9 protein-coding genes are annotated in these 14583 nt (G+C 45.8%); 4 read left to right on the forward strand and 5 right to left on the reverse strand.

Annotated features, from left to right (window positions below; all coding sequences use genetic code 11):
- Positions 1-280 precede the first annotated feature (280 nt).
- Complete coding sequence (locus QUB30_RS28110) at positions 281-775, reverse strand: GAF domain-containing protein (protein ID WP_333340543.1); 495 nt, start codon at positions 773-775, stop codon at positions 281-283.
- Positions 776-1297: 522 nt separating this feature from the next.
- Between QUB30_RS28110 and QUB30_RS28115 the strand changes: the two genes are divergently transcribed.
- The 4 genes from QUB30_RS28115 to QUB30_RS28130 all read left to right on the forward strand — a co-directional run bounded on the left by QUB30_RS28115 (position 1298) and on the right by QUB30_RS28130 (position 10344).
- Positions 1298-2170 (forward strand): alpha/beta hydrolase, encoded by an 873-nt coding sequence (locus QUB30_RS28115; RefSeq protein WP_333340546.1) that lies wholly within the window; start codon positions 1298-1300, stop codon positions 2168-2170.
- 1034 nt (positions 2171-3204) lie between these two features.
- Positions 3205-3582 carry a hypothetical protein gene (locus tag QUB30_RS28120; RefSeq protein WP_333340550.1) on the forward strand — a complete coding sequence of 126 codons (378 nt, stop codon included), beginning with the start codon at positions 3205-3207 and terminating at the stop codon, positions 3580-3582.
- 289 nt (positions 3583-3871) lie between these two features.
- Positions 3872-4330, forward strand: coding sequence for a hypothetical protein (locus QUB30_RS28125; protein ID WP_333340553.1), 459 nt, complete (start codon positions 3872-3874; stop codon positions 4328-4330).
- Between the two features lie 518 nt (positions 4331-4848).
- Positions 4849-10344, forward strand: coding sequence for a response regulator (locus tag QUB30_RS28130; RefSeq protein WP_333340555.1), 5496 nt, complete (start codon positions 4849-4851; stop codon positions 10342-10344).
- 64 nt (positions 10345-10408) lie between these two features.
- Here the strand turns inward: QUB30_RS28130 and QUB30_RS28135 are convergent, their stop codons facing one another.
- The 4 genes from QUB30_RS28135 to QUB30_RS28150 all read right to left on the reverse strand — a co-directional run bounded on the left by QUB30_RS28135 (position 10409) and on the right by QUB30_RS28150 (position 14515).
- Complete coding sequence (locus tag QUB30_RS28135; RefSeq protein WP_333340558.1) at positions 10409-11116, reverse strand: ABC transporter ATP-binding protein; 708 nt, start codon at positions 11114-11116, stop codon at positions 10409-10411.
- A gap of 402 nt (positions 11117-11518) precedes the next feature.
- On the reverse strand, positions 11519-11797 hold the full coding sequence (locus QUB30_RS28140; protein ID WP_333340560.1) for a hypothetical protein: 279 nt from the start codon (positions 11795-11797) through the stop codon (positions 11519-11521).
- A 127-nt stretch (positions 11798-11924) separates the two neighbouring features.
- Positions 11925-12512 carry a hypothetical protein gene (locus tag QUB30_RS28145; protein ID WP_333340563.1) on the reverse strand — a complete coding sequence of 196 codons (588 nt, stop codon included), beginning with the start codon at positions 12510-12512 and terminating at the stop codon, positions 11925-11927.
- Between the two features lie 269 nt (positions 12513-12781).
- Complete coding sequence (locus QUB30_RS28150; protein ID WP_333340564.1) at positions 12782-14515, reverse strand: DUF3854 domain-containing protein; 1734 nt, start codon at positions 14513-14515, stop codon at positions 12782-12784.
- Between the last annotated feature and the right edge of the window lie 68 nt (positions 14516-14583).

Raw genomic sequence — 14583 nt, forward strand, 5'->3', positions numbered from 1 at the left:
TAGGATTCTGGTTGGTTGGTAATATTCGATCGCCGAGAGAATGCACTGGAATTGGAAGAACGGCTAAAAACTGAAATTCATACTACGCAAATGGGGCGATATGTTACAGTTATTCGAGCGTGAGAAAGCTCTTTCTCTACTTCTCAAAGTTAAAAATTTTCATAGTTTATTAAAGTAGTGCGATCGCACAATTTTCATCTGGACTGGAAAGTTGAAACTTCGCATCTATATTTTAGGATCGATACCCCAACTGCCACAAAGCAGAATCTGGGATTCAAAATTAACTATCTTGAATTGTGGGAGACATCGCTATATTTTGCGCTTGTCTCTGCATGAATTCAATGTCCGATCGCGACCAAGTGCGGGGCCCGCTGCACTGATGAGCAATTAACAGCCCCCACAGTCCTTTTTTTGTTAAAATTGGCACCGCTAAATTGGCACGAACTTTCAGGCTACGCAGAAAATCTCGGTGGCATTGGTGAATTTGTGCTACTTCAATATCTGCAATTGCCCTCACTCGGCCGGCTTGGTACAAAGCAGCGTATTCGCCGTTAAAACACTCGTCTGGCCCCGTTAAACCCAAGATTGAGAGTTCGATCGCACTCAACATCTCGTAAGTCACTCGACCTTGCCACTGCTTGTAAAAATGATAAAGCACCGCGCGATCGCTCTGCACAGCTTCTCGAATGTCATAGAGGGATTGTTCAATTAATACGTCGCGCTTTAGACGATCTGTCAAGCGGTTAACAATGTTTTGCAGGCGATCGCCAGACATGGTATTAACTCCTTCTATTCCTAGTATACTCGCCCGATCTGAATTATTTACCTTGCACTCTCACAAATCCTCAAATTTTTGCGGATCGGAATTCTCAGCCGCTCGAAAATGAGTTATTTTTGGCTTGACACTTGTCGGGATGGCAGCAACATTATACTAATATTTTAACCGATACAGCAATCTTTTCGGGAAATGAGCGATGGCGTCTGGCCCTCGCCCGTGCTACAGCTTTTTTTGCGAAGAACCACAAGCCTGACGCCTGTTCCACAAAGGAAAAGACAAGCCCGACGCCTGTTCTACAAAGGAAGAGACAGATCCGACGCCTGTTCCACAAAGGAAGAGACCGGCCCGACGCCTGTTCCAAAGGAAGAGAAGAAAAGATCAGAAAAGATAACAAAACAGAATAGAAGAAAAGAGCAAGAGTTTACCATTCCTGAGAGAAGTGCTAGATATGCCTACAGTTGGTTCCTCTCAAAGAGATTAACTGCTAGGATATCTCGAAAGCTAGAGGAACCATCAAATATGTCTGTGCTAGAAGCTGCTTGGAAACACGAATTTATCACTACAAATAACATCAAGCTTCATTGTGTCACTCAAGGCGAAGGCCCGTTGATGCTAATGCTACACGGATTTCCTGAATTTTGGTATTCTTGGCGGCATCAAATCCCGGAATTTGCATCAGATTATAAAGTTGTCGCTGTGGATCTCAGGGGTTACAACGACAGCGAAAAACCTAAAAATAAATCTGCTTATGTCATGGCAGAGTTTGTGCAAGATGTCAAGGGAGTTATTCAGGGTTTGGGATACGAAAGTTGCGTCTTAGTTGGTCACGACTGGGGAGGCGCGATCGCCTGGAATTTTGCTTATGCTTATCCTGAAATGGTGGATAAATTAATTGTGATGAATCTACCGCATCCGGCAAAGTTTGCTGAAGGACTGCAAACTCCTCAACAATTGCTGAAAAGTTGGTACATCTTTTTATTTCAGTTGCCAGTTTTGCCAGAGTTGTTAATTCAGTTGGGCGACTATCAGGCAATTTATGCGGCTTTAGAAGGTATGGCGGTTAACAAAAGTACCTTTACTCCCTCAGATATCGAAGCTTACAAAGATGCGGCTGCAAAACCGGGCGCTCTGACTGCTACTATCAATTATTACCGCAATATTGCTCGCGGATTTGTCGATCGCCAGAATTGGAGCGTGCTGCAAGTTCCCACGCTGATGATTTGGGGAGAAAATGATTTCGCCCTCGGCAAAGAGTTAACCTATGGAACCGCAGATTACGTGCGGGATTTTCAGATTCATTACATTCCCAATTGCAGCCACTGGGTGCAGCAGGAACAGCCGCAGTTAGTGAATCGCTACATGAGAGATTTTTTGGGAAGTAAGTTCATTTAATATCATATCCAGTTAGATCCGAAGGCTACTGAGACTACGAGTAGGACGATCGCGATCCACTCGGAAAATTATTATTCCCATGGCAGCAGAGACATTCACCGACTGCTGATGCCCTCCGTAGTGTGCCCGCTCATTTCGCTGGGGTGAATGCGGTAGATTGCACGGGACTTACGCAGGCACTCAAGTTAGCATCTCAACTTTTTCGCGTGCTAATTTAAACATAAATACCCAAGTTTTTAGAGATATTTAGAAAAAATTAGCAACACAAATACCGCGTAAAGATGATAAAAGTATTCTGCCAAATTTAGGATTAAACAGCACACTAATAGCTTTAAACGTTAAGTTTTTTATCACAGAAATTCTCTTATTTGAAAAATATTGTATAGTCATTATATTTATAAATTAATTATCATAAACTGTCTATTTAACTATAATAAATACAGGATGGTTAAATATTTAGTTAGTCACAAAATAAGCTCGCCCGGTATAATGCTTGTAAACCTAGGCTTTGGTTCGCTAAAAATAATTAATAAATAATTAAAAAAATACCAATTATTTGTACCTGTCAACCAAATTATAGTCAAGTTATTCTTGAAGATGGTTTCTGTTTATTAGACAAGAAAAACCATGTTAAGTCTAGAATCGTGCCGTTTTGCGAGATCCGAAGTAAAAAAATATTATGCAATCGCAAGTTTACAAAAAATAATGGTTTTTTTTAGGTTTTAGTAATGATGAAGGAGCCGGATAATTTATAAAACCAACATAAAGTGTGTGAAAATTGCTCCAAATACCTGATAAAAATTTAATTTCTCAATTATCAAAGTTTTCTTATACAATACAGTTTTTTTGTAGGTGTAATTTATATTAAGTTAGCCAACACTCCCCATTTTTTCGATACAAGTTTTAAACAAATTAAAAAACAGCTCATTAAAAATAGTGGATATTTTCCCCTGTTTCACTATAAAATTATCTAAATTTTTTGGATAATATTTAACATAGTTAGAGAATGACTCTATCCCTAAATGTAAAATTTGGTGACAATATTCAACACTTCTAGGTCGGGAAAAAATGGTAAAGTTTGGCAAGGCAATGCCCGGACTATTTTTAAGAGTCTCAAACAAGCAAATATTAGCCCGGTGGTGAGTATTCGGAATGTTGATAATAGCTGGAATCAGAGTTGGGCGCTGCAACTGAATCCGCCGCGCCATCAAAAAGATTGGAACGAGTGGTGGGAACAGGTTTTTGCTACGGTTTATTGGCTGAATGTTCGCAATGATTACCGCGTTGATGATTGGGAAATTCACAGCGAACCGGAAAATCGCGATCGCGGTTGGGACGGGACTAGGGCTGACTATTTTGAATTGGTTAAGGTGGCAAAAGATGCGATCGACTTTGTTTACAAAACTTATTAGCCCGATCGCACTTACCGCATCCACCGCCCGAAAACTGTAGGCGGCAGCAATTGGCCGATTTATGCTTTGCCAGAAATTCCTAATTATTTCGATACTGTCAACTTCCACAATTACGATGCAGATATTTCTAACTAAACCCGCAAAGTGCGCGGTTGGATGCAGGGAACTTTACTTGCTAACTCGCAGCTTTGGGTGGGGAGTGGGGCAGTTACGAAATTAACTACAGCGATTTATCTTTAGCTTTAAGTTTGATTAAAAATTTGATTCGAGGCTCCCAATTGGGGGATAATTGTATTTACGGCAGTCACATATTCTGTTTGTAGGACTGGGAAAGCCCGGACTGCCAGAAGGTCTGCTGGGGCTATCCGGCCAGCGGCGCGCCGGCTACTATGCTTTGAGGATGGGAATTAGAGCTTTGCAGGGCGGGAAAGCTAGCTTTTTTTCTATCACTAACAGTTCTGATTTAATGGCAGTTGCAACTATAGATTATAGCAACAATGTTTACTTGCTGGCTGTCAACTACCGAGCCAAATCTTACACTGTTAATGCCGATATTTCGGCTCTGATAAAAACCGGGAATGGTACGGTGCGTGAGTTGAGTTTGAAGGCAATGGATGAGGTTGTTGGCAGCTTAACGCTCAAGGGCAGGAATCCGACTTTTGCGGTGGGGGGAAGAGCGCTATTCTCATTAAGTTCGATCGCCAGAATTGAATCTCAAATCTTAGGGGTCAGAATTGAGATAACATAGAATTAGTTATTATCGGAATTATTTATTTTCTGGCTGTTTCGCCCTCTCCCCCTCTCCTCCTCTCCCCCTCCCCCTCTCTCCCCGCTAATTGCACAGTTAAAATACCTAAATCGTCCTGTTGTGATCCCCCTCCTGTCGCTGGTAAATTGTTAGCGTGTAGGTATCTTGCCTCAAACAGAATCCGATCGAGTTCCGTTGAGGGCCAGAAAGTATGGTGCAGTCTAGACAATCGCAGAAATTCTTGCTCGTAAACCCGCAGCAGTTAGGCTAGGCGAGGAATTGCCGGCCAGCCTTCATCTGGGCCCTCTGGCAGATAGCATTGGTTCTGACTTTCAGAACCCGTCCCATGTCAAGATTTGGCACGCAATTAATTTTAAATGCCAAGATGCTGGAAGTAGGGGTGAGTTTAATCGTACAGAAACTTTGAGCGCGCTTGGAAACCTCGCACGCAATGCCTCTAAATCAACCTGCTGCCCGCGATCGGGTTTTTCCAACAAATATCACTTTTATGCCCCCTGATGTTTATTCCCTCCCTCAGTCAGGTCATCAACCGCAATCCCCTCACAGTCACCCCTGAGACGCCGATAGAAAAGGCGATCGAGCTGATGAGCAGCACAGGAGCCAGTTACGTCCTCGTGGTAGAACCGCGCGGGAATTCTCAACTCGGCAATCCCACGAACGGGACTTCCCCGCAATCGGGGGAAAACTCCGGTTTCTACAACGGCGTACAGCCTGCGTTACCGCCATCGCTCAACGGCCTCCATCTCAACGGCTCAAAAGCTCTCTATCCGGGCGGCCAGACGGTGCTGGGGATTTTTACAGCGCGAGATGTCGTACAGCTAAATTCGATCGGCGCTGCTTTGAGGGGATTTGCGATCGAGCAAATCATGATCAGAACCGTAACTGTAGCCCGAGAATCGGAAATTCCCGACTTTTTTGCCTTAGCAAATCTGCTGGAAAAAAATCAGATCGGCCATTTGCCTGTCGTCAGCGACGCTGAAGAACTTGTCGGTTTAATTAGTTCTCAAAGTTTGGTGCAACTGTTGCAGGAAATTGGGGAATCGCCACAAAAAGTCAGTAGCCCTTCGCTACCTGCGGCGGGCTTCGCGTTCCCTCCGCCCCTGCCAATTTTGCATCCGAAATTAGAGCTGCCAGCTCATTTAATTAAACTTTATCAAATCCCTCAAATCGCAGCCTCGCGAATTATTCACGCTCCTGCTACTTCTTCGGTGCGCTATTTGGCGCAACTGATGTTTAGACACAATGTTAGCTATGTATTAATTACTGAAACCCCCGAACAACATTCGACTGGTGCTGCTCAAAATTCCAAATTTACAAATCCCAACATTCACAAACTGGTTGGGGTGGTAAGTTCGCGGGACATCGTGCAGTTGCAGGCTTTGGGAAAAGACTCAAACAAAATTAAAGCGGGAGCGATTTGCAACGGTTCGCCGCCGCTAATAAGATCGCACTCTACCCTCGAAGCAGCAGTCGCCCTGCTGCAAAAAAACTACTGCCAGTTGCCTTTATTAGTCATCAACGAAAGCAATCACCCGATCGGGATTATCAATCCTAAAACTATCCTTTTACAAGCGCTGGATTCAAAATCTCTGCATTCTGGCTTGATCGCTTTGCAGCGCCAGCTAGAATCTAGCAACGCTCAATACAAAAAACTCTCGGCAGAAATACAGATTCCGGCAGCCAATCGCCCCCGAGGTGCAGAAATTTATCAAAACAGTTTCGCCTTGCCCCCAAATCTCCCCCCTGCCGTCAACAATCAGGGGATTTGGGATTGGAATCTCGAAACTGATGAGTTTTTTTATTCCGCGCGATGGCAAGAAATGCTGGGCTACAAAGAAGGGGAAATCTTGAATCGCCGATCGGAATGGTGGAGTCGCATCCACCGAGATGACATTGAGGGAGTAAAGGCAGCTTTAGAAGATCACTTCGCCCAAAAGACACCGGATTTTGCAGCAGAATATCGGATGTACTGTAAAGACGGCAGCACTGTCTGGGTGCTGAACCGGGGTCAAGTTTTGCGCAGCCCTACGGGGAAACCGCTGCGGGTAGTAGGAACTCATACAGATATTACTCCAAACAAGCAGTTAGAAGTTAAAAATATCGAGCAAAATCGGGAGCAATTTCAACTATTTGACTCTTTGAAAGCAACCGTAATTTTCCAGATAGATGTGGCGGGAGTTTGGACATTTCTTAACCATGCTTGGACGGAAATTACAAATTTTTCTGTTGCCGAAAGTTTGCAAACTAATTTTTTAGATTGGGTGCATCCAGATGAGCGCGAGCAATGTGCAAATTTATTGGAGTCTTTGCTGTCAGGGAAGTCGGAATTTGAACGGCGAGAACTGCGATTTAAGTCCAAGTCGGTTTCGGGGAAAAACTCTTTGGGAATTCACAGTAATTCCGGCTTTGTCTCCGTGGAACTATTTGCCCAAGTCCGGCGGAATTCCCAAGGCGAAATAGCGGGAATTTTAGGGACTTTGCACGATGTCTGCAACCGCCTCGAAGGGGTTGAGGAACTGCGGGAAAGCGAGCGGGCAATTCGATCGCTCTACGAGGTAATGGTGACCTCGGAAGGCTCTTTTGACGATCGAACGATCCGGTTGCTGGCAATGGGTTGCAGTCAGTTTGGGATGGATATCGGGCTGTTGGGAAGGGTTTTGGGCGATCGCTACGAAGTGATCGCGGCTTATGTACCGGAAGATTTTCCCTTTGGATTTGCTAAAGGAGACGGTTTTGCTTTGAGCAGAACCTTTGAGCGAGAAGTTTTGCGATCGAGCGAACCTATTTCTGTCGAATCAGCCGGCACTACTCAGTGGCGCAACCATCCCGCTTACAGCGTCCGCAAGTTGGAGGCTTTTGTGGGGACGAGGGTAATAGTGCAAGGGCGGATTTTTGGGACTTTGAGCTTTACTTCCCGCACCACTAAATCTCCTTTGAAACCGCTGAATTTTGAAATTTTAAAGTTAATGGGCAATTACATCGGCGCAGAAATTGCCCGCGAAGAGCGAGAGCGAACTTTGCAACGTCAGTACCAGCGCGTTTTACTACTCAAACAAATTACTCAAAAAGTGCGATCGACCTTAGATACTCAAGAAATTTTTCAGACTACCGCCACCCAAATCGGCCGCGTGTTTGGCGTCAATCGCTGTACAATTCATACCTATCTTTCCGAACCTTATCCCCACCTTCCTTGCGTCGCGGAATACTTAGAACCAGGTCACGAGTCGGCTTTAGATTTAGAACTTTCTGTCACTTACAACCCCTACACAGAAAAACTCCTCGCTGAAGATATAGCCTTGGCATCTCCCGATGTGTTTGCCGATCCTTTGCTCGAATCTTCGGGGCCGATGTGCCGGCGCATCGGACTAAAATCTATGTTGGCGGTTCGCACTTCCTATCAAGGAGAACCGAATGGAATTATTACTTTGCACCAGTGCGATGCAACTCGCCAGTGGACTCCCGACGAAATTGAACTGTTAGAAGATGTTGCCGCTCAAGTCGGAATTACGTTAGCTCAAGCACAACTTTTAGAAACGGAAGTTCACCGACAGCGACAGTTGGCAGAGCAAAATGAAGCTTTGGATCACGCGCGACAAGCCGCAGAAGTTGCTAACAGAGCTAAGAGCGAATTTTTAGCAACGATGAGTCACGAAATCCGCACTCCGATGAATGCGGTAATCGGGATGACGGGTTTGCTGCTCGATATGGAACTAACTCCAGAACAGCGGGATTTTGTGGAGACAATTCGCACCAGCGGCGATGCTTTGCTAACTATTATTAACGATATCCTAGACTTTTCCAAGATTGAATCGGGAAAAATGGATTTGGAATGCAGCCCCTTCGATCTGCAAAACAGTATAGAAGAAGCTCTGGAATTGCTGGCTCCGAGAGCCTCGGAAAAAGGTTTAGAGTTAGCTTATTTCATCGACGATTCTGTTCCCAAAAAGATTTTAGGAGATGTCACGAGGCTCCGCCAAATATTGGTAAATTTACTAGGAAATGCAGTTAAGTTTACAGAATCCGGCGAAATTGTGGTCTGCTGTACGGCCAGGCAAATCGAGCCTGTAGCTGCTAAAATTTCGCAGGAAATAATCAATATTCTAGACCCGCAACCGCTAGCAATTAAACAGGGAGAGTTGGCAGGTAGGAGACAATACGAGATTCAATTTGCTGTCCAAGATACCGGAATTGGCATTCCGCCAGACCGGATCGATCGCCTGTTTAAAGCTTTTTCGCAGGTGGATGCTTCGACAACCCGACATTACGGCGGCACGGGTTTGGGACTGGCTATCAGCCAGCGTTTGAGCGATCTGATGGGGGGTACAATGTGGGTTGTCAGTCAAGTTAATCCGGGAAGTTCCAAGTCTCAACCGGCAGTTTCTGCGATCGGACAAAGTATCGCTGGAAGGTCGCCTGGAGGATTTGCTCCGCCATCGATATCGGGTTCTGGTTCTATTTTTTATTTCACGGTGATTGCTGAAGCCACGGAGGGCCATGCTGAGGAAAAACTGCCCGAATTTGCTGCTGGTAAACGTTTGTTAATTGTTGAAAATCATGCGATTAATCGGCAAGTTTTGATCCGGCAGGCTGAGTCTTGGGGAATGATCCCCGTGGCCGTAACTTCTGGTGCTGAGGCTTTGGAAATTATCAAACAAAACTCGGCGCTCGATTTAGCTATTTTGGCGATGAATCTACCAGATATGGATGGTGTGGCTTTGGCTGTGGAGATGCGAAAACTTGAGCTGAGCAATTTGTTTGGCGGTGACGGGCTCAATCAGAATGCCATCAAAGTTACAAGTCCTCGCAAAGTTGCGCTGCCTTTGGTGCTGTTTACTTATTTGAGCAAGGCGGAAGTTTGGAAAAAACTTGAAACTACAGAAGTACATTTTTCTGCTTTTTTAACTAAGCCTCTCAAACAGTCCCAGTTTTATAATGTGTTGCTGCAAGTTTTTGGATATGTTACTGGCCGAAGCGGTAAGGGAGAACTTTCAAATGTGGCTACTTTGACTTCGGGATTGAAGTATTTTGAAAATTCTCAAGAACAGCACCGCGTGCAGCGGACGCCTGCGGTTTTGAGGCAGGTTGCGAGCAATTCTGCCGGACATGATGCAGCTAATTCTAGCCAGATTCGGATTTTGCTTGCCGAGGACAATGTGGTGAATCAAAAAGTCGCTACGCATTTGCTCGACAGGATAGGATATCGCGCCGATATTGCGGCTAATGGGTTGGAGGTTTTGGAGGCGTGCAAGCGGCAATCTTACGATGTTGTGCTGATGGACGTGCAGATGCCGGAGATGGACGGGTTGGAAGCGACCCGCCGCATTTGTCAGGAATGGCCCGCTAACAAGAAGCCGAGAATTATTGCGATGACTGCTAATGCGATGCAGGGCGATCGCGAAAAGTGTCTGGAAGCAGGTATGGACGATTATATTACTAAGCCCGTGCGCCGGGAAGAGTTGGCGATCGCCCTGAGCAAGTGCCAACCTCTGGATCGGAGCGAATTGGAGACAGTTACTGAGCCGAAAAATCCAGATGCGGCTGACAAAGTTGACAGTGCGGGTGCTGGAGATTCGAGCGTTCAACGGGGAGCAGATTCGCCGATTGATTTTCATATTTTGCAGAATCTCCGCGAGCTAGATGATGAGGAAGACCCGGATTTTTTGGGGGAGCTGATTAAGATATATTTGTTAGACGCACCGCAGCATTTAGAAATAATTAAGGAGGCTATTTTTCTCGGCGATGCTGATAGTTTGAAGCTGGCTTCTCACACGCTGAAGTCGAGCAGTGCCAATTTAGGAGCCGTGTCTTTTTCTGAAGTTTGCAAGGAGTTGGAGTATATGGGCCGCGTGGCGGTTGAGTCTGGAGGGGAACAGATTTTTGATGCGATTACGGCGCGCGATCGCCTGTTGGAAGCCCAAGCGGAGTGGGAAAAAGTGCGGGCGGCTTTTGAGATGGAATTGAAAACGGGGAAGTTGCGATCGCAAATGGGGTAATTGCTAATTGGTAATTGGTAATTTCCGTTACCGATTACCGATTACCGATTATCAGAAGAGCTATTTAACTTTCACCTAAATATGCTTTGCGAACAGTTTCATTTGACTGCAAATCGCTAGCAGTACCAGCCACTACAACCTGACCGGTTTGGATGACATAGCCGCGGTGGGCTACACTTAAAGCCATGCGGGCGTTTTGTTCTACCAGTAAAATAGTTGTTCCTTCAGCATTAATATCGCGGACGATCGCAAAAATTTGACTGACTAACATCGGTGCCAATCCCATACTCGGCTCGTCCAATAATAACAAGCGGGGGCGCGACATCAAAGCCCGGGCGATCGCCAGCATTTGCTGTTCGCCGCCGCTGAGAGTGCCCCCTTTTTGGCTAATTCTTTCTCGCAAACGAGGAAATAAATTTAATGCTTTTTCCATATCTGACTTGATACCGAGAGTATCGTTGCGGAGATAAGCACCCATTTCCAAATTTTCTTGCACCGTCATTCGCGGAAAAATAAGCCTCCCTTCGGGACTTTGAGAAATCCCCAAACGGACGATCGCCTCTGTAGATAGTGTTTCTAAAGGCTTTCCCTCAAATAATACAGTGCCCTGGCGCGGGCGCAGCAGTCCTTGAATCGTGCGGAGAGTTGTAGTCTTCCCCGCCCCGTTGCTGCCGATTAATGTCACAACTTCTCCCTGCGAGACTGTTAGCGATACTCCTTTGAGAGCCTGGATATTTCCGTAGTAGGTGTGAATGTCTTTAATTTCCAACATTGAATCAGTTATCAATACTTTCAGGCTCTGTTTACTCAATTTCTATCAGCACTCTAGCAAAACAGCCATTTTAGGGGGTTTTTGAACCTTGTTGTGATCTGTTTGCTTGTCCTAGTGTCCCTTATCCGATAGTCACTTACAAGCGGACTCTTCTATCAATCTTCTACCTACACCACACCACGTTTGCCCTACCTTGTTTTTTTGGAAGTAGCCGCCTACAGTTGGCGGCTAAGCTGGAGAATGCTAACCTGTTTCCTGTTGTGTCAAATGATTTTCTCGTTTAGACTGTTCGACTTTGAGGAGCGGTTGGCTCTTCCGGTCAGAACTCGAAAATCTACACTCACAAGATGCACACAATTCGAGTGAAGGTTTCCTTCTTTCGTGCCGTGCGATCGCCCTGAGTTAAGGTAACAGACTACCCAACATATCCAAAATTGCTTCTACGTCCGCTAGATCGCACTTAGACTTCTTGCGCTTGGCTTTCAACTGGTTAAGTAAGGTAGCAGCATCAGGCAAGTCACTTGTGTCATGCGATTCGTTGTTATCTAGCTGTCGAGCTACAGCTAGCACTCGATCGGCTAGGCTGACCGGTACTCGGATGGTGCGGGTTTGCCCGTGCTTCCATTTACCCTCGTAGTGTTTAAGGTTGGCTAAGCTAGCGTCATTGATACTTCTAGTCATTTCACTTGTGTCAGGTGATTTACTGCTAACAACTTAGCGTAGTTGCTTTAGTTCTGTCAAGCATAAAATCACTTGTGTCATGTGAAATTATCGTACAAGAGCCGTATGGTAGCACCGAGGGTTATTACTACAGTTTCCTTAAGTAGGCAAAACTCTCTGCACCCATCGGAATCTCTACAATCACTTTTTCGTTCTCAAGCTTCACGTAGTAGGTGGTTTCCCTTGCTCCATACCCGATATCAATAATCTCGCCCCTTTTCCCCTGGCGGTCGCTTTTCAGCGTGATTTCCACCGAATCACCGATAGCCAAGGGTTGTTTCCGAATTGTTGGTTGAGTGTCATTTTCTTTTTTGCCATTAAGAGCTTGTTTGAAAAACCCTCTCAGAGGAATCCCCTCGGCACTCTCAATAAATGCCCTTATCTTTTCTGTCATTTCGGTATCGCCATTCGCCTTCGCTTCCCGATACTCATCAGCCAGTCTTTCAGCTCTACCCCTGTTGATAATGGTTCGCTTCTCCACTTCCACTGACTTTGCAGGACTTGAAGGGGTACTTGCAGGAGTTAATGCAGGACTTGTTGCAGGACTTAAACCCTGGTTCTGTATAGGACTTGCAGGACTTGCAGGACTTATGGGAGTAACTTCCTTTACCTCTACTTTTTCCTGAGTTTTCTCAATTGCACTTTCTGTTTTCTCGGTATTTTCACAATCTCCCAAAATGTTTGGAGATAAGTCCTGCAAGTCCTGCAAAGGTATATCCTGTATGGGCGCAAGTCCTGCACTAAGTCCTGCAGAAGTCCTGCAAGTGCTGTCGGAAGTCCTGCAACTGACCGCTAACTGTTGGGAGTAGGTTTGATGTTCATCACCATTCCCTCGCATCCTTAACCCTCATTTGTCACTTTCGGCAAAAAATAATCAGGAACGCTTAGAGCATAAGACTTTTACCAAAAATCCTGATTTCAGCCATTCTGTTAGAAAATAAACGCTCAAATGCTCGCTATATCTACAGTTAAAAATTTGGCTGCTATTTTTATTTTCCCAGAGTGACAAAAGAGGGTTAATCCAATGAAGGTGACGTGGCGACCGCTAGTATCGCGGGTGACTGGCTGGTGCAATTCAGTGCAGAGCCGACCTAAGCTGGGGGAAAAAGTTGTAAGGCTCATCGCAGGCTTTTTGATTTCTTCGCAAAAATCTTTATAACAGCCGTAAACCTCACCAGCACGGATTAAAGCCCCTTCTTCAACAATTAGCTCCATCTCGAAGAATGCAGCCAAGCTATCCATCCGCACCTTCATTTCCCATTCAGCAGCCTTGAAATCTGCAATCTCAGCATTGCCGATACCCTGAATTGCTTGTTTTACTTCACTACTGGGTAACGAAAGTGCGATCGCGATTAGCGCCCCTATTTCTGGGTCAAAACTAGCCTCCATCTCGGAATTCCGCAGGTGCTTGGGGATGGCGTTCTCAAAGTTAACCAGACACAAGCGACGCTCTAACCCGGTGGTGTTTCCCATAAATATTGGGTCATTGCTACAGATGAGTAGCAGTCCGTAAAAGTGGGCGCTGGCTGCTGGCTGGTACACTTCTCGATAATTGACGCTATCGCCCCCGGTTAGTCGGAGAATACTATCAACTCCCACGGGCTTGCGTTCATCCCCAAACACCACTAATTGCTTATCAATGACGCTTGCCAGTGTCGAGCCATCTTTGAGGCTTTCAAGGCTGCAAGGCTGGGTGTTGCCCTTGCCTACAATTTTTTCCATTAACCGGGCGCAAGTACCCTTGCCGGAACCCGGAACCCCTATAAAGTGAACGAATTGCTGATAGCCGTAAAAACTGAAGCGTAGGCAACTGTTAACGATTGCTAGCAGTTTAAACATCTTCTTAGCATCGCCCTGCATCGCTGTCTGAAAGAATTGGTTAATATTGGGGCAATTTACCTTTAGTGCTTCCAGCGGTGCGCTTAAATCGCCTGTTAGGGGCTGGTAGGGATACGGCAAGTGAGAGGTGAACATCATGCCCGGTGAGTGCGGTAATATTTCGAGCGTGTCGCCGTCAAGTACACAATTCTCAAAGTTGACGTAACGGGACTTATCCCATGTCTGCCAGTAAACCTCTCGCAGGTAACACTTGAGCATCTCAATGACGTTATTAACGTACTCAATCCCGCTGTAGTTTATGCCCTTTGCGTCCAACGTAGTGACAATCAAGCTTTTAAACAGGCCCGGTTTTATCTTTTCCCAACACTTGCCAGTCCATCCCCGCCACGTTTGCTGTTCTTCGTGGTATTTCCAGTGGGATCGATACTGCTCAGCCAGTTGTGCTGCAATCTCGCGGGGAGTAGGTGGTTTTCTCCTTCTTGTTGGCACATCGCTATCACCTGACACAACCGATTCTACGGTGCTGTTAATTTGATTTTCAAGGTTCTTGAGCCATTGAGCATATGGTTGAGCTTCTGCCATAATTTTCTTCACCATCTCCGAGCCGTGTTTGACTTTCACATCGTCAATTTTTAAGCCTAGCTCAGGATTCCACATTGCAACTAGAACTGTGCAGCCTCGTTGTTCTAGAGCTTTGACCAGTTTCTTAATCTCAAGTCGCACTTCTTTTTTGGTTGTCACATCCATATCAAACCGGATGCGGAATGTCCGCCCCGGAACTGCAAGCGTCGCCAAGTTAGGGACAAGTTCGCCCTTCCTCTGCCACATAGTAACCCACATTCCGCACCCCCAACTGGCACATACGCGGATTGAGGGGGTAAAAGTGAATCATCCGAGACCGAGCGTGA

This window comes from Microcoleus sp. BROC3 (assembly GCF_036702515.1).
In the GTDB taxonomy this organism is placed as follows: Bacteria; Cyanobacteriota; Cyanobacteriia; order Cyanobacteriales; family Microcoleaceae; genus Microcoleus.